At 73.1% G+C, this 16,252-nt stretch carries 13 protein-coding genes; 3 read left to right on the forward strand and 10 right to left on the reverse strand.

Going from position 1 to position 16,252, the window contains the following annotated elements; translation table 11 throughout:
- The first annotated feature begins 170 nt into the window (after positions 1–170).
- Positions 171–737 (forward strand): Repetin, encoded by a 567-nt coding sequence (locus tag QOL88_RS06450; protein ID WP_097215505.1) that lies wholly within the window; start codon positions 171–173, stop codon positions 735–737.
- Here QOL88_RS06450 and QOL88_RS06455 read toward each other — a convergent pair.
- The 7 genes from QOL88_RS06455 to rpe all read right to left on the reverse strand — a co-directional run bounded on the left by QOL88_RS06455 (position 706) and on the right by rpe (position 8,026).
- Positions 706–1,902 (reverse strand): MFS transporter, encoded by a 1,197-nt coding sequence (locus QOL88_RS06455; RefSeq protein WP_097215506.1) that lies wholly within the window; start codon positions 1,900–1,902, stop codon positions 706–708. The genes QOL88_RS06450 and QOL88_RS06455 overlap by 32 nt on opposite strands.
- 136 nt (positions 1,903–2,038) lie before the next feature.
- Positions 2,039–2,491: an Lrp/AsnC family transcriptional regulator gene (locus tag QOL88_RS06460; protein WP_031104506.1), complete on the reverse strand. Its 453-nt coding sequence runs from the start codon at positions 2,489–2,491 to the stop codon at positions 2,039–2,041.
- A 10-nt stretch (positions 2,492–2,501) separates the two neighbouring features.
- Positions 2,502–3,971 carry an amino acid permease gene (locus tag QOL88_RS06465; protein ID WP_097215507.1) on the reverse strand — a complete coding sequence of 490 codons (1,470 nt, stop codon included), beginning with the start codon at positions 3,969–3,971 and terminating at the stop codon, positions 2,502–2,504.
- A gap of 320 nt (positions 3,972–4,291) precedes the next feature.
- Entirely contained in the window at positions 4,292–5,734 is a 1,443-nt protein-coding gene (locus tag QOL88_RS06470; RefSeq protein ID WP_179878784.1) for a GuaB1 family IMP dehydrogenase-related protein, read from the reverse strand.
- A 108-nt stretch (positions 5,735–5,842) separates the two neighbouring features.
- Positions 5,843–6,214 carry a barstar family protein gene (locus QOL88_RS06475; protein WP_179878785.1) on the reverse strand — a complete coding sequence of 124 codons (372 nt, stop codon included), beginning with the start codon at positions 6,212–6,214 and terminating at the stop codon, positions 5,843–5,845.
- 3 nt (positions 6,215–6,217) lie between these two features.
- The gene (locus QOL88_RS06480) at positions 6,218–7,261 is read right to left on the reverse strand and encodes a sugar-binding transcriptional regulator (protein ID WP_097215509.1); all 1,044 of its coding nucleotides are present in this window, start codon (positions 7,259–7,261) and stop codon (positions 6,218–6,220) included.
- A 78-nt stretch (positions 7,262–7,339) separates the two neighbouring features.
- The gene (gene rpe, locus QOL88_RS06485) at positions 7,340–8,026 is read right to left on the reverse strand and encodes a ribulose-phosphate 3-epimerase (RefSeq protein ID WP_097215510.1); all 687 of its coding nucleotides are present in this window, start codon (positions 8,024–8,026) and stop codon (positions 7,340–7,342) included.
- Positions 8,027–8,181: 155 nt separating this feature from the next.
- On the opposite strand from rpe, the gene QOL88_RS06490 reads away from it, so the two are divergent.
- Positions 8,182–10,323, forward strand: coding sequence for an MMPL family transporter (locus QOL88_RS06490; protein WP_097215511.1), 2,142 nt, complete (start codon positions 8,182–8,184; stop codon positions 10,321–10,323).
- Here the strand turns inward: QOL88_RS06490 and QOL88_RS06495 are convergent.
- Positions 10,304–11,722 carry an RsmB/NOP family class I SAM-dependent RNA methyltransferase gene (locus QOL88_RS06495; protein ID WP_097215512.1) on the reverse strand — a complete coding sequence of 473 codons (1,419 nt, stop codon included), beginning with the start codon at positions 11,720–11,722 and terminating at the stop codon, positions 10,304–10,306. The genes QOL88_RS06490 and QOL88_RS06495 overlap by 20 nt on opposite strands.
- Before the next feature lie 151 nt (positions 11,723–11,873).
- Positions 11,874–12,806: a methionyl-tRNA formyltransferase gene (gene fmt, locus QOL88_RS06500; RefSeq protein WP_097215513.1), complete on the reverse strand. Its 933-nt coding sequence runs from the start codon at positions 12,804–12,806 to the stop codon at positions 11,874–11,876.
- A gap of 323 nt (positions 12,807–13,129) precedes the next feature.
- Between fmt and QOL88_RS06505 the strand changes: the two genes are divergently transcribed.
- Entirely contained in the window at positions 13,130–13,681 is a 552-nt protein-coding gene (locus QOL88_RS06505; RefSeq protein ID WP_097215514.1) for a hypothetical protein, read from the forward strand.
- 132 nt (positions 13,682–13,813) lie between these two features.
- Here QOL88_RS06505 and QOL88_RS06510 read toward each other — a convergent pair whose 3' ends face one another.
- Complete coding sequence (locus QOL88_RS06510) at positions 13,814–15,967, reverse strand: primosomal protein N' (protein ID WP_097215515.1); 2,154 nt, start codon at positions 15,965–15,967, stop codon at positions 13,814–13,816.
- Between the last annotated feature and the right edge of the window lie 285 nt (positions 15,968–16,252).

Genomic DNA, 16,252 nt, shown 5'->3' on the forward strand with positions numbered 1-16,252 from the left:
GGCGATTCGTTGCGCGCCTCGGGTCGGACTCCCGCTCCTCCTCGAAGCGCAGCCGCCCCTGGCCTCCCCCGCCGTACGGCGGAGGCGGGGTCCCGCCCCGGGCGCGATGTTCCTGCCGCGCCGGGCCGGAAGAGTAAGGGCTGTCCACACGACCTGCGGAAGGACCCGAAATGAAGCGCCGTACGAAGATCGTCGTGCTCGGCTCCGCGCTGCTGCTCACGGCCGGGGCGGCCTCGGCCGCGACCGCGTCGGACGCGCCCCGGGAGCGGACGACCACCTCGGACGCGCCGCGGCAGCGGGAGGCCGCGGCCCTCACCGGCACCGCCAAGCTGTACCGCTCGGCCGGGGACGACATCACGTTCTCGTTCGACGCGCACCTGGCCGCCAAGGACAAGGCCGACCCGTCGAAGGCCACCGGCACCTTCGAGTTCAGCCACTATCTGAACGGCGAGGGCGCCCGGGCCGAGGTGAAGGTCGACTGCCTGCTCACCGGGGGCAAGGTCGCCGTCGTCTCCGGTGTCGTCACCGAGTCCGACCTGCCGGGCGCCGAGGGCAAGCGGGTCGGCGTCACCGTCCACGACCTCGGCCGCCAGGACCGGCTCGGCTACAGCTGGGCCGCCACGGGCAGCCCCGTCGACACGAAGGAACTGCCCAAGTGCGTGAGTTCCGCCCCCTTCGAGAAGGTAGTGAAGGGGACGGGCGACTTCACGGTCGTGCCGTGGCAGCCCGAGCTCTAGCCAGCGCCAGGGCCGTCACCAGGTAGGGGATCGCCAGCACCGCGAAGACGGTGCTGTGCGCCATGTCGGTACCGAGCAGCGCGTACACGCCGAACGTGGCGACCGTCGCCAGCTCGGTGCCCAGACTCGCCACCGAGGTGAGCGTGGCCCGCCGGGACTCCTCGATGCGGTGCTGGAGACGGACGTCGGCGAGCACCTCGGCCAGCTGGAACCCGGCGAAGGCGAGGCTCACCAGGACGACACCGGCCAGGGAGCGGGCCATGGCTCCCACGGCCAGGGCGAGGGCGGCGCCCGCGAGCAGCACCGCGAGCCCCGTCGTGCCGAGGCGTTCGGCCGGTCCGGTCAACAGGCTGCCGAGGGTGACGCCCGCCCAGATCAGCATGACGAGGTAGGGCACCGTGGCCTCGGCGACGCCGAGATCGCGGATCAGCAGCGGGGTGTACTCGTCGAGCGCGCCCCACACCGCGGCGACGGCCGGGACCAGCAGCAGGGCGCCGCGCACCGCACGGTTCCCGCGGGCCTCGGCCAGTCCGGTGCGCAGGGTGGTCGCCCAGGTGTCGCCGGTGCTCTCCGGCCGCACCCGGTGCTCCGGGAACCGGGTGGCGGTGAGGGCGGTCAGCACACAGGCCAGGAAACTCGCGGCACCGACCGCCCCGTAGCCGCCCCAGGAGAAGACGGGCCCCGCGAGGCCGGTGGCGGCCACGGTGCCCAGCAGGCGCGCGGCCCGGGCACGGCCCATCACCCGGGCGTACCGGTCGGCGGCACCGAGCCGGTCCAGCTCGTCGTAGACCAGTGCCTCCAGCGCGCCGGATCCCAGGGCCCCGCCCGCACCCCACAGGACGAAGCCGGCCGCGAAGGCCCCGTACGACGGCACGACCACCCACAGCGCGAAGCCGACGGCGGTCAGCAGCGGGCCGATCCACAGCAGCCTGCGCCGCGACATGGCGTCGGCCCAGGCGCCGGAGGGCACTTCGAGCACCACACCGGTGACCGACCACAGGGCGAACAGGGAGGAGATCTGCCAGAGCGACATGCCGGTGTCGGCGAACAGCAGCGCGTACACCGGGTAGAGCAGGACGAAGTCGTCGAGGAACGCGTAGCCGTACAGCGTGCGCGTCAGCCGGCGGACGCCAGTGGCGGGCACGCGGGCGGGTGAGAGTGTCATGGGGCCTTCCCGGAAGGACGGATCGGACGCCGGAGGTACGGCGGCCGAGGCGGTCCTCGGGAGGCACGGCTGGTGGATCAATGTCGCCAGGTCATGACACCCAGGCTAGGGGTGTCGCCCGGCGCGGGCCACGGATTTACGTGGGTGATCCCGACGAGAAGCGCCGCAGCAGCGGCGAGAGCACGAGCACGGACTTGGTCCGCTCGACGAACGGCTCCCCGGCGATCCGCTCCAGGACCCGTTCGAAGTGGCGCATGTCGGAGGCGAAGACCTGGACGATCGCGTCCGCGTCCCCGGTGACGGTGGACGCGGCCACGACCTCCTGGTAGCGCTCAAGGCCTCGCTGGATGGTCTCCGGGGAGGTGTTCCCGCGGCAGTAGATCTCGACGAACCCCTCGGTCTCCCAGCCGAGGGCGCCCGGGTCCACCCGTACGGTGAATCCGGTGATGGCTCCGGTGGCCCGCAGCCGGTCCACGCGCCGTTTCACGGCGGGCGCGGACAGGCCGACGAGTTGGCCGATGTCGGCGTAGGAGCGGCGGGCGTCCTCGGCGAGGGCGTGCACGATGCGTTCGTCGAGATCGTTCAGCACAGTGGGTTGATCACTTTTCGGATGGTGCGAGTCGGGAGCGGCGGTAGCCGTACCCGAAGTAGAACACGAGACCCGCGGCCATCCAGACACCGAAGACCACCCAGGTCACGGTGGACAGGCTGCCCATCATCCACACGCAGAGGGCGAAGCCCAGGGCGGGCAGGACCGGCGAGAGCGGCACCCGGAAGGTGCGGGGCATGTCCGGCTTGGTGCGGCGCAGCACCACGACGGCCACGTTGACGAGGGCGAAGGCGAACAGGGTGCCGATGCTGGTGGCGTCGGCGAGCTGCCCGAGCGGGATCGCGGCGGCGAGGACCCCGCAGAACAGGGAGACGATCAGGGTGTTGGCGCGGGGGGCGCCGGTCTTCGGGTGGACCTTGGCGAACACCTTCGGCACGAGCCCGTCGCGGGACATGGCGAACAGGATGCGGGTCTGGCCGTACAGCACGGTCAGCACCACGCTGGCGATGGCGATGACGGCGCAGAACGCCAGCAGCGTGCCCCAGAAGGTCTGCCCGGTGACCTCGCGCATGATCTGGGCGAGGGCGGCCTCGGAGTCGGTGAAGCCCTTCCAGGGCTTGGCGCCGACCGCGACCGCCGCGACGAGGACGTACAGCGCGGTGACGATGACCAGCGACAGCATGATCGCGCGGGGCAGGTCGCGCTGGGCGTTCTTGGCCTCCTCACCGGCGGTGGAGGCGGCGTCGAAGCCGATGTAGGAGAAGAACAGCGTGGCGCCGGCCGCGCTGACTCCGGCCATGCCGAGCGGCATGAAGTTCTCGTAGTTGCCGGAGCGGAAGCCCTGGACGCCGATGGCGCAGAACATCACCAGCGCGGCGATCTTCACGACGACCATGACGGTGTTGGCGCGGGCGGACTCGCGGGCGCCGCCCAGCAGGAACGCCATCGCGAGCAGGACGACGATCAGCGCCGGCAGGTTGAACACGCCGCCGTCGCCGGGCGGGGCGGAGAGGGCGGCCGGGATGGTGACGCCGATGGTCCCGTCGAGCAGTTCGTTGAGGTACTCGCCCCAGCCGACCGCGACGGCGGCGACCGACACGCCGTACTCCAGCACCAGGCACCAGCCGCATATCCAGGCGATCAGCTCGCCCATCGTTGCGTACGCATACGAGTAGGAGGAGCCGGCGACCGGGATGGTGCCGGCCAGTTCGGCGTAGGACAGGGCCGAGAACAGGGCGGTGAGGCCGGCGATGACGAAGGAGAGCGTGACGGCCGGGCCCGCCTTGGGAACGGCCTCGCCGAGGACGACGAAGATGCCGGTGCCGAGCGTGGCACCGATGCTGATCATGGTGAGCTGCCACAGCCCGAGGGTGCGGCGCAGCGAGCCTCCCTCGCCCTGCCCACCCTCCGCGACCAGGCGTTCCACGGGCTTGCGGCGCATGAGGCGCGCGCCGATGCCGGGGGACGCGGGGGCGGCTGTCTGGCCTGGGTTCTGCGGGGGTGCGCCTTGGTCGAGCACGCGCTGGCTCCTTATCGCTGCCGGTCAGGGCGGCAGGGACCGCGGGCACCCCGGAAGCCGGGGACCCACCGAGCGGAGTCCCCGCCACGCCACGTACGAGGCGACAGCCTATGAGCAATGGCGTTGCTGTCGAAATGCAGCAACCTTGCGCGTACCTGCAAGATCATTGCGTTCGCCGGGGCTGGGCGGGTGTTCGTTGCGGGACGGCTGTCGAGTGTTGCGCCGGCGCTCCTCGGAGGGCCCCGACGACGCAACGAAACGGCCCCCGGACGTCCCGCGGGGCGGGTCGACGGGGGCCGTTCGACGGGGCGTTGGGGACGTCAGCTCCAGCTGGCGTGCAGGGGCTTGCCCTCCGCGTAGCCGGCGGCGCTCTGGATGCCGACGATGGCCTTCTCCGCGAACTCCTCCAGGGATCCCGCTCCGGCGTAGGTGCAGGAGGAGCGGACGCCCGCGATGATCGAGTCGATCAGGTCCTCGACGCCCGGGCGGGCCGGGTCGAGGAACATGCGGGAGGTGGAGATGCCCTCCTCGAACAGCGCCTTGCGGGCGCGGTCGTACGCCGACTCCTCCGAGGTGCGGTTGCGCACGGCCCGGGCGGACGCCATGCCGAAGGACTCCTTGTAGGCACGGCCCTGGGCGTCGTGCTGGAGGTCGCCCGGGGACTCGTAGGTGCCCGCGAACCAGGAGCCGACCATCACGTTGGAGGCACCGGCCGCGAGGGCCATGGCGACGTCACGCGGGTGGCGGACACCGCCGTCGGCCCAGACGTGCTTGCCGTACTTCCTGGCCTCGGCGGCGCATTCCAGGACGGCGGAGAACTGCGGCCGGCCGACGCCGGTCATCATGCGCGTGGTGCACATGGCGCCGGGGCCGACACCGACCTTGACGATGTCCGCACCGGCCTCGATCAGGTCGCGCACACCCGCGGCGGCGACCACGTTGCCCGCGACGATCGGCACCTGCGGGTCGAGGTCGCGCACCAGCTTCAGGGCGCTGATCATCGACTCCTGGTGGCCGTGGGCCGTGTCGATGACGAGCGCGTCGACCCCCGCGTCCAGCAGCTCCTGCGCCTTGCCCGCGACGTCGCCGTTGATGCCGACGGCGGCGGCGATGCGCAGCCGTCCCCGCGCGTCGGTGGCCGGCTGGTAGAGCGTGGCGCGCAGGGCACCCTTGCGGGTCAGGATGCCGGCGAGCGTGCCGTCCTGGTTGACCGCGGGGGCGTAGCGGCGGTTGGCGTGGTCGAGGGTGGTGAAGGCCTCGCCCGCGTCCTGGTCCGCGTCGATGAGCAGCAGGTCCCGGGACATGACCTCGGCGAGCTGCGTGAAGCGGTCGACGCCGGAGAGGTCGGAGTCGGTGACCACGCCGATGGGCCTCTGGTTCTCGTCGACGACGACACCGGCGTTGTGCGCGCGCTTGGGCAGCAGCCCCAGCGCGTCCGCGACGGTCTGGTGCGGGGACAGGATGATCGGGGTGTCCAGCACCAGATGGCGGCTCTTCACCCAGGAGACGACCTCGGTGACCACCTCGATCGGGATGTCCTGCGGTATCACCACGAGGCCGCCGCGGCGGGCCACGGTCTCGGCCATGCGGCGGCCGGCGATGGCGGTCATGTTGGCGACGACGAGCGGGATGGTGGTGCCCGTGCCGTCCGGAGAGCTGAGGTCGACGGCCTGCCGCGAGCCCACCGAGGAGCGGCTCGGCACCATGAAGACGTCGTCGTACGTCAGGTCGTACCCGGGCTGGATGTCATTGAGGAAACGCACGTGCTGCACATCCCAGTCGATCAGAGGTGACCCCCGGACCGGCCGGCCAGGGGGAAAGAGCACGTACTTCATTCTCCCATGCCCCCCGCCCGAACAACCCCCAGCGGATCATCCAGGCTGGTCAGGGGGCTTCTCGGAGGATTCTCCAAGGCCGAGGGTCACGAACAGTCCCGGGCCCCGGTCCGTGGCCTCGGCGAAGATCTCCTCGGCGACCTGCCACTCGTCGGGCCGTGTCTCGGCGTACCCGCGCCAGCCCTGGACGACGACCAGCAGCCCCCGCTCCCCCGCCTCCTCGGGCCAGAGGTCGGGGTCGGCCAGACAGTCGGCCAGCGCGTCCCAGTTGCGGCCGAACCAGTCGGGCAGGGCCAGGTCGCGGGCGCAGCGGTCCATGAGGCCCGCCTTGTCCGTGACCCCGTCGAGGTCCAGGACGACCACGACCCGGCCCGCCGGGTCGTGCACTCCGTGCGCCTGACCGGCCACCCGTCAGACCCCGTCCGGGTCGGACCGGTTGAGCGCGGACTTCGGAGCCGGGCCGGCCGTCATCAGGTAGTCCGCGGCCGACGTGTCCGTCACCAGGCTGGTGACGAGCCCGGACCGCAGCACCGCGTCGATCGCGGGCCCCTTGCGCTGCCCGCCCGCGATCGCCACGACCTCGGGGATCCGGCGGAGCTGGTCGGCCTTCACCGTGATGCACCGCTCGCCCAGGTCCCGGCCGACCCGGCGGCCGTCGGTGTCGAAGAGGTGCGCGGACATCTCGGCGGCGACACCGAGCGACGCGTAGTGCGCGCGCTCCTCGTCGCTGAGCATGTCGTGCACCGTGGAGATGCCCGGCTCCCAGGAGCCGATGGAGACGCAGGCGACCGTGACCTTGTCGAAGTGCTCGAAGGCCCGGGCGATCCCGGTCTGGTTGCGCAGTGCCGTGGCCGTGGCCGCGTCGGGCAGCAGCATCGGTGCGTAGATGGGGTGGGCGTCGCCGCCGGACACCTGGGCGGCGCGGCGTACGGCCTCGACCGAGCCGCGCTCGGCGGTTCCGGCGTCGTACACACCTGTCAGCTGCACCACCGTGCACGGGGGCAGCCGGTCGAGCGCCGCCGCCATGTGGATGGTGGAGCGGCCCCAGGCCAGGCCCAGCACATCACCTTCGTCGACCAGTTCGCCGAGCAGGTCGGCGGCCACCTCTCCCAGGTTCTCGGGGTCGGGCGACTCCTCGGCCTCGGCCGGAGACTCGACCACGACGGCGTGCCTGAGGCCGTAGCGGGCGCGGAGCGCGTCCGAGCGCTCGGCGTCCAGCTCGGCAGGCACACGGATCTCGATACGTACGAGGTCCCGTTCGAGGGCGGTCTCCAGGACCCGGGCCACCTTGAAGCGGCTGACGCCGAACTCCTCCGCGATCTGGATCTTGGATTTGCCCTCGAGGTAGAAGCGGCGGGCCATGGCCGCCGCCTGCACCAGCTCAGCGGGTCCCATCCGCATGGCTGACCGGCCCGCCGACATACCCGACACGGCGTTCTCCTCACTGCTGTTCACACTCTGGATTCGCCGTTCATCCTTGCAGATGTGGCGCGGTTGATCAGCCCTGATGAGAGCCGTTCACTTTGCTGTGGCTCAGTGGTCGCAGGCCCAGGAGGCCTTCGCCGTGGCCGCCTCGGCCTGTGTGCGTAGTGCACGTACCGCCTGGGCCGGGTCGTTTGCCCCGTAGACCGCCGATCCGGCCACGAAGACGTCGGCTCCGGCGTCCGCGCACCGCTCGATCGTGGAAGCGGAAACTCCGCCGTCGACCTGGAGCCACAGCTCCAGTCCGTGCTTGCTGATCAACTCGCGGGTGCGGCGAATCTTCGGAAGCATGATGTCGAGGAAGGCCTGTCCCCCGAAGCCCGGTTCGACCGTCATGATCAGCAGCATGTCGAGCTCGGGGAGCAGGTCCTCGTACGGCTCGATGGGCGTCGCGGGCTTCAGCGCCATGGAGGCGCGGGCGCCCTTGGCGCGGATCTCCCGGGCGAGCCGGACCGGAGCCGCGGCGGCCTCGACGTGGAAGGTGACGGAACCGGCCCCCGCTTCCACGTACTGGGGCGCCCACCGATCGGGGGCCTCGATCATCAGATGGCAGTCCAGCGGGGTGTCCGTCGCACGGGCCAGCGACTCTACGACCGGCACGCCGAGCGTGAGGTTCGGGACGAAATGGTTGTCCATGACGTCGACGTGGAGCCAGTCGGCTCCTGCCACGGCCTTCGCCTCGTCCGCGAGGCGGGCGAAGTCTGCGGACAGGATGCTGGGGTTGATCTGCGCGGCCATGTCCTAAGACTGCCATGCCCTCCGGGGGTTGTGAGCATCGGACCCAGGTGGTCTGTTGGCTGCGGGACTCACGTGACTTGTCGCGCCCACGCGGCGGAGCCGCACATGTCACAGCCCCGCGCCCCTTACCGGGCGTCTTCGCGGAGGGGGCCGTCATGAAGCAGGGCGTCGCTCACCTGGTCTGCGGGCGACGGGCCAAGTGGCTCGTGCTGGTCTTCTGGGTGGTCGTGGTGGTCGTCGCCGCGCCGCTCGCCATGAAGCTCACCGACGCGCAGGACAACGACGCCGCGTCGTGGCTGCCCGGGTCCGCGGAGTCGACGCAGGTGCTGCAGATCTCCGAGGACTTCCGGCCGGAACAGATCCCGGCGGTGGTGATCTACGCGCGGGAGAGCGGCCTGACGGCCCAGGACCGGGCGGAGATCGCCGAGGACGTACGGCAGCTGAAGCAGCTGAGCGACCACGGCATCATCGGGGAGCGGACGCGGGGGCCGGTGTTCGACCGGCAGGCCGATCCGCGCGCGGCCCAGGTCTTCGTGCCGATCATGATCGACGAGGAGGGCTGGGAGCGGATCTCACCCGCCGTGGACTCCATCCGGGACGACGTCGGCACGGGCAGCGACGGGATGACCGTGCACATCACGGGCCCGGGCGGCACGTCCGCGGACTTCGCGGAGGCCTTCGAGGGCATCGACTCGACCCTGCTGCTCTCGGCGATGGTGGTCGTCGTCGTCATGCTGCTCATCACCTACCGCAGCCTGACCCTGCTGCTGGTCCCCCTGGTCGCGGTGGTCTGCGCGCTGTTCACCTCCCAGGCGCTGATCTACCTGCTGGCCGAGCACGCGGGCCTGACGGTCAACGGCCAGAGCGCGGGCATCCTCACGGTCCTGGTCTTCGGAGCGGGGACGGACTACGCCCTGCTGCTGGTGGCCCGCTACCGGGAGGAACTGCGCCGGCACGAGGACCGGCACGAGGCGATGGCCCTGGCCCTGCACCGCGCCGGCCCGGCCGTGCTCGCCTCCGGCGCGACGGTCGTGCTGAGCATGCTGGTGCTGCTGGCCGCCGAGATGAACTCCACGAGCGGCCTGGGCCCGGTGGCCGCGATCGGCGTCGCCGTCGCCCTGCTGGCGATGATGAGCCTGTTCCCGGCCCTGCTGGTGATCTTCGGCCGCTGGATCTTCTGGCCGGTCGTCCCGCACTACGGCAGTCCCGATCCGACCGAGAGCGGCGTCTGGGCCCGCACGGGCCGCCGTATCGCCCGCCGCCCGCGGATGATCTGGGCGGTGACGGCCCTCGCGCTGGCGGTCTGCTCGCTGGGCCTGATCCAGCTGCGCGCGGAGGGCATCGGCAACGCGGACGCGTTCACCGGGAAGCCGGACTCGATCACCGGGCAGGAGATCTCGGCGCGCTACTTCCCGGCGGGCAGCGGCGACCCCCTGGTCATCGTCAGCAACCAGGCGCAGGCCGTACAGGTGGGGCGCGCGGTCGCCGGGACACCGGGCGTGGTCCCCCAGTCCCTCGGTCTGCCACCCGGCACCAGACCGGCCTTCGAGGGCAAGGTCCTCTTCGAGGCCACCATGACCGCCCCGGCGGACAGCGAGGCCGCCAAACAGACGGTGGAGCGGGTACGGGACGCCGCGCACGCGGTGCCGGACGCCGACGCCAAGGTCGGCGGCGGTACGGCGGCCCTGCTGGACATGGACGCGGCGACCACGCACGACAACGTGCTGATCATCCCGCTGGTGCTGCTGGTCGTCCTGCTGATCCTGTGCGGCCTGCTGCGCGCCCTGATCGCCCCGCTGCTGCTGATCGGGACGGTGATCCTGTCGTTCGCGGCGGCCCTCGGCATCAGCGCGCTCGCGTTCCGGTACATCTTCGACTACGCGGGCGAGGCGACCGACTTCCCGCTGTTCGTCTTCGTGTTCCTGGTCGCCCTGGGCATCGACTACAACATCTTCCTGACCACGCGCATCCGCGAGGAGGCGGCCCGCCAGGGCACCAGAGCGGGCGTCATCACAGGCCTCGCGGCCACCGGGGCGGTCATCACCTCCGCCGGCCTGGTCCTGGCCGGCACCTTCGCCGCCCTCGGCACCCTCCCGATGGTCGCCTTCGCCGAGATCGGTTTCACGGTCGCCCTCGGCGTCCTCATCGACACCTTCATCGTCCGCTCGGTCCTGGTGACGTCGCTGTTCCTGGACGTCGGGCCGAAGGTGTGGTGGCCGCACCGGCTGGCGCGCCACGACGGCGGGGCGCCCGGCCGGACGGCCGTGGGGGCGGGGGTCAGCCGGTCCGACGAATGAGCGCCAGATACATCGCGTCGGTCCCGTGCAGATGCGGCCACAGCTGCACGTCGGGCCCGTCGCCGAGGTCCTTTACGCCGGGCAGCAGCGGCCGGGCGTCCACGAGTTCCGTGTCCGGGTGCTGCTTGAGCACGTCGGCGACGACGGCCCGGGTCTCGGCGAGGTGCGGCGAGCAGGTCGCGTAGCCCACGACACCGCCGACCCGCACGGACTCCAGGGCGGTGCGCAGCAGGCCCCGCTGGAGCGGCGCGAAGCCCTCCAGGTCCTGCGGGCGGCGCCGCCAGCGCGCCTCGGGGCGGCGGCGCAGCGCGCCGAGGCCGGTGCACGGCACGTCGACCAGCACCCGGTCGAAGGTGCCGGGCCGCCACGCCGGACGCGTCCCGTCCGCGGCGATCACCTGGTACGGCCCCGGGTTGCCGTCCAGCGCCTTCGCGACGAGGCCCGCGCGATGGGTCTGCTTCTCCGAGGCGACGAGCATCGCCCCTCGCTCCGCTGCGAGCGCGCCGAGCAGCGCTGCCTTGCCGCCGGGTCCCGCGCACCCGTCCAGCCAGCGCCGGTCGGGGCCGTCCAGGGGCGCGTCGGCGAGGGCGATCGCGACGAGCTGGCTGCCCTCGTCCTGCACGCCCGCGCGCCCGTCCCGCACGGCCGCGATGGCGCCCGGCTCCCCGCCCTCGGTCAGCCGCACGGCATAGGGCGACCAGCGCCCCTGTACGGCAGCCTCCTCGTCGAGCAGTTCCTCCGGGGTGGCCCGTCCGGGCCGTGCCACCAGGGTCACCTCGGGCCGTTCGTTGTCGGCGCGGAGCAGCTCCTCGACGCCGTCCCGCCCACCGCCGAGGGAGTCCCACAGCGCGGACACGACCCACCGCGGGTGCGAGTGCACGACGGCGAGATGGTCCTCGGGATCCTCGTCGTAGGGCGGTGCGACCCGTTCGATCCAGCCGTCGAGATCGTCCTGCGCGACCTTGCGCAGCACGGCGTTGACGAACTTGGCCCGCCCGTCGCCGAGCACGACCCGCGCGAGCTCGACGGTGGCGGACACGGCCGCGTGCGTCGGGATCCGTGTGCCGAGCAGCTGATGCGCGCCGAGGCTCAGCACGTCCAGCACCGGCGGGTCGACCTCGCCGAGCGACCGGTCCACACACGACGCCAGAATCGCGTCGTACGTCCCCTGCCGCCGCAGCGTCCCGTACACCAGCTCGGTGGCGAGGGCCGCGTCCCGGGCGTCGAAGTCGTCCTTCTCGCGCGCCTTGCGCAACAGGGGCGGCAGAACGAGGTTGGCGTAGGCGTCCCGCTCGTCCACGGCCCTCAGTGCCTCGAAGGCGAGGATGCGGACGGGGTCCTTCTTGGGCCGGCGGTAGGGCTTGCCTGACGTGCGGGCTCGACGGGGCTGTTCGCTCACGAAAAAGGTGCTCCGGGGGTGAGATGAAGTGCGCCGTCCAGCCTACGCCGCCGGGAGCGGGACGAAACCCGCCACGGGGCACGGGCGCCGGCTGGAGCGGGGCAGAGCGGGCGGACGGGTACCGGGCCGCGTCGTCGGCCCCGCCCCGGCGTCAGCCGCCGAGCCGCTCGCCCTCGACGATCCGCACCCCGCGCGCCCAGTCCGCCGCGCGCATCGGCTTCTTGCCCTGGGCCTGCACCCACAGCAGCTCGACGCCGTACGAGCCGGTGCCGACGTGGACGTTGTTCTTCCCGGCGGCGATCTGCCCCGGGGCGAGGTCCGTCCGGTCGGGCACGGGGGCGACCTGGATGAGCTTCAGGCGCTCACCCCGGAAGGTGGTCCAGGCGCCGGGGGCCGGGGTGCAGCCCCGCACCATCCGGTCGACGCGCAGCGCGGGCGCGCCGAAGTCGAGGTGCGCGTCCTCGACGTTGACCTTCGGGGCGAGGCTGATCCCGTCGGCCGGCTGCGGTACTGCCTTCAGCGTGCCGTCCTCGATCCCGTCCATCGTCGCCACGAGCAGCCCGGCACCGGCGAACGCCAGCCGCGTCAGCAGATCCCCGCTGGTGTCGGTGGCCCGGATCTCCTCGGTCACCGTCCCGTACACCGGCCCGGAGTCGAGCCCCTCCTCGATCAGGAACGTCGAGGCACCGGTGATCTCGTCGCCGGCCATGATGGCGTGCTGCACGGGCGCGGCACCGCGCCAGGCGGGCAACAGGGAGAAGTGCAGATTGACCCAGCCCTGCGCGGGGATGTCGAGGGCGACCCGGGGCAGCAGCGCCCCGTAGGCGACGACGGGGCAGCAGTCCGGCCCGATCTCCCGCAGCCGCTCCAGGAACTCGGGGTCCTTCGGCTTCGCGGGCTTCAGCACCTCGATCCCGGCCTCCTCCGCCCGCTCGGCGACGGGCGACGCGACGAGCCTGCGTCCGCGCCCGGCCGGCGCGTCGGGCCGCGTGACGACGGCGGCCACCTCGTGCCGCCCGGAGGCGAGCAGAGCGTCCAAAGCGGGAACGGCGACCTCGGGTGTACCGGCGAAGACGAGCTTCATGGGGTGGTGGGGGCCTCTCGGGGCGGGAACGTGGACGGGCAGCGCCCAAGTCTATGAGCCCGGGACGGAAAGCCGCCGACGGCGCTCAGCCCCCAGGAAAGCTCGGCCTCTTGATCGGCTGTCACCGACGGTGCGCGGGCGGGAGACGGGCGCCGAAGGCCGTAGGCCGAGGCGCACACCCCGCGCAAACGGGCGCACGCATATGCCCCCACGCCCCCACACCGTGACCAGCGGAGCGGATCCGCGTTGGTCAAGACAGAGTTGACCACAACGGGCCGCGATCGCGGCCCATTCCTTTCAACGCCGGTTCGAGAGGCTTGTTCATGGCCGACCACGCAACCCACGACGCCCAGGCTCGGGCCAGCCTGCACTTGCTGGTGCGGGACATCGAGCGGGTCCGCCGGCAGGTGGACGCACTGCGCACCCTCACCGCCCAGCTGGGGAACGTCTACCGCCCGCGCCGCTCCGGCCCCTCCACGGGCTTCGTCGTCTACGGACGCGCCCCCGCCCCGACGGTACGTCTCGCCCAGGAGCTGCGGGACAGTGTCGAGACCCTGGTGACGGCGGCCGTGGACTTCGACCGCTCACTCGGCTTCTCGTGGGACGCGGTGGGCTCCGCCCTGGGAGTCACCAAGCAGGCGGTCCACCGCCGTTACGGCGCCCGCCGTGCCACGGCCCAGTCGGCCGTGCCGGAGCCGGAGCGCACGCCGGAGCCGACGCCGACGGGCGGCCGCGCGGTCAATGTGACCACCGGTCTGCCCACGGTCCCGACGGTCCCCGCGGCCCGCTCCATGCCCACGCAGCCGACGGCCGGCAGCCCCGCACTCCGCGACGAGGTGCGGCCCACGGCCTTCCCGGGCCCGCGCAACGGCTGACGCGCCCTCTCCCCGCCCTCCCGGAAGGCCTCCGGGAGGGCGGCCGCGTCTCCGGGCCATACCCGACCCCAGCAGACACCCACCACCGTCCTGCGCGGACCGCCGCAGGGTCCTCGGCCACCGCCCGCGGGATCAGCCGATGTCGGCCGGGTCGACCCTCACCCACACACCTGCGCCGCTTCCGTTCCCCCTGGCCATCCGCGCTGCCTGCGCGGCCTTGAGCGCGGCGGCCAGCGCGGCCCCCCTGCCCGGCGGCACCCGCAGCAGCGCCCGCTCCCACTGCTCCCCGGGCGGCGGCGCCCCGGCCCGCCGAGGCCGCCCGGCGGTGGGGACGGGCAACGGCACCGGTCCCAGCACCTCGGCCTCGGGCGGCAGTTCGGCCCCGCGGAGGAAGTCGGCCACCGCCTCCGCGGGGCCCGACACGGCCGCCATCCGCGACACCGGCGGGAATCCCAGCTCGGACCGCTCGGCGAGTTCCCGCACCGCGTGTCCGACGGGATCCCAGCGGACGAGCGCCTGCACGGGCCGCAGCGTCGGCTCGGCCACGACCACCACCGTGCCGCCGGCCGGCTGCGGTCGGACGAGGGACGCGGCCGCGATCCACCGCCGCAACGCGTCCTCCCCGGCCCGCAGATCGGGCCGCCCGAGCATGGCCCACCCGTCCAGCAGCAGCGCCGCCGCGTACCCGCCCTCGGCAACGGGCTCGGCACCCGGTGTGCTCACGACCAGTGCGGGAGCCCCCGGCACCGTGTCGAGCACGTGCTCCCGCCCCGAGGTGCGTACCGGCACGACGGGGAACGCCCGGCCGAGTTCCTCGGCGGTCCGCCGCGCCCCCACGACCGAGGCGCGCAGGCGAAAGGAACCGCAGTCAGGGCAGTGCCAGCCGCTCTCCTCGCGCCCGCACCACCCGCAGTTCAGGGCACCGCCCTCCGGCGCCTCCAGCGGCCCGGAGCAGTGCCGGCAGCGCGCGGGCGCCCGGCAGTTGGCACAGGCCATGCGCGGCACGTACCCCCTGCGGGGCACCTGCACCAGCACCGGGCCGCTCCGCAGCCCGTCCCTGACGGCCTGCCAGGCGAGGGTCGGCAGCCGGGCGGCCCGGGCGGCCTCGTCCCGGGCGAGATCCTGGTCCCCGACGGTCCGTACCAGCGGAGCGGCGGCCCGCACCTGCTCACGCCCCGCGACGAGCGGCCGGGCCCAGCCGCTCTCGACGAGTTGCGCGGCCTCCACCGTGCAGCCCCAGCTCCCCAGCAGGAAGCCGCACTTGTCCAGCGCGGCCCTCAGCAGGAGCACCTCGCGGGCATGGGGCTGCGGGGCGTGCTGCTCGCTGTGGCTGTCGTCGCCGTCGTCCCAGAGGGCGACCAGGCCGAGGTCCTGGACGGGTGCGAACATCGCGGCTCTCGTCCCGATCACGGCCCGTACGGAGCCACGCCGCACCGCGAGCCACTGCGCGTACCGCTTCTCGGGGCCGGCGTCGGCGGTGAGCACCGCGTGCCGCCCCTTTCCCAGCAGCGAGGTCAGTGCGGCGTCGACCCGCGCGACCGCCCGTCCGTCGGGCAGGACGGCGAGCGCCCCGCGCCCGGAGGCCAGCGTCGCGGCGACGGCCCGGGCCAGCTCCTCGCTCCACTGCGGACCGGGCAGCGCGTTCCACACGGCCCGGGGCGCCCCGCCGGAGGCCAGGGACTCCAGGAACGCCGCCCCCCGCTCGTACCGCTGCCAGGAGCCCGCCTCCGGCGCCGGGGGCGGTGGCAGCGGGTCGGGGGAGGACCGCTGCTCGGCCCGTGCGTTGCGCGGCGGTACGGCGAGCTGCAGGACGTCGGCGAGGCTGCCCGCGTACCGGTCGGCGACCGCCCTGGCCAGGCCCAGCAGTTCCGCGCTGAGCACCGGCTCGGGCGAGACGACCTGGGCGAGGGCGGCCAGCGGGCCGGAGTAGTCGGACTCGGCCAGCCGCTCGACGAGGAACCCGTCGATCAGCCCGCCGCCCTCGCGCCGCCCCTCCCGCACGCGATGCCGCCCGGCCCCGAACCTGACCCGCACCCGCACGCCCGGCTGGGCGTCCGCGTCCAGCTCCTCGGGCACGGCATAGTCGAAGTACCGGTCGAGATGGAGCACGCCCTTGTCGACGAGGACGCGCGCGACGGGCCGGTCCTTGGCGAGCGCGGCCCCCCGCCAGGTCCGCGGCTTGGCCCGGGGCGTCTTGGCCTTGCGCACGCTGTCCCGGATGAGCGCGAGCTGCTCGGGCGGGGCACCCTCCGCCCCGCCGCCCGCCTGTTCGTTCTCGCTGCTCACGCTTGCATTCTTACCAAACACCACTGACAAGCGGAGTCGCCCGAGTTCCCTCGCGGTGACGGCGCGCACTCGCCTTGGACCACTCGGCCACGCCACCGGGCTCAGCCCGGCCGACGGCGGGATTCGAACCCGCGGGGGCTGCTACGAGCCCAGAAGTATCCGCCACCTTCGCACCGGGCGCCCCGGCGCTCTCCACCGTAGAGAGAGCCCGCCGCCGCCCGCGAGCCGTTTTGCGGGCCCGGCAGGGCAGGAACGGGCCCGCGCGAGGCGGGGGCGGCCCCGGGC

Source organism: Streptomyces sp. Ag82_O1-12 (assembly GCF_900182715.1).
GTDB classification, from domain to species: domain Bacteria; phylum Actinomycetota; class Actinomycetes; order Streptomycetales; family Streptomycetaceae; genus Streptomyces; species Streptomyces massasporeus.

What these genes read in the sequence shown, in the direction of transcription:
- QOL88_RS06450 (WP_097215505.1), top strand. Translation starts at nt 171, where the DNA reads ATGAAGCGCCGTACGAAGATCGTCGTGCTCGGCTCCGCGCTGCTGCTC.
- QOL88_RS06455 (WP_097215506.1), bottom strand. Translation starts at nt 1,902, where the DNA reads ATGACACTCTCACCCGCCCGCGTGCCCGCCACTGGCGTCCGCCGGCTG.
- rpe (WP_097215510.1), bottom strand. Translation starts at nt 8,026, where the DNA reads ATGGCCGCGCAGATCAACCCCAGCATCCTGTCCGCAGACTTCGCCCGC.
- QOL88_RS06490 (WP_097215511.1), top strand. Translation starts at nt 8,182, where the DNA reads ATGAAGCAGGGCGTCGCTCACCTGGTCTGCGGGCGACGGGCCAAGTGG.
- fmt (WP_097215513.1), bottom strand. Translation starts at nt 12,806, where the DNA reads ATGAAGCTCGTCTTCGCCGGTACACCCGAGGTCGCCGTTCCCGCTTTG.
- QOL88_RS06505 (WP_097215514.1), top strand. Translation starts at nt 13,130, where the DNA reads ATGGCCGACCACGCAACCCACGACGCCCAGGCTCGGGCCAGCCTGCAC.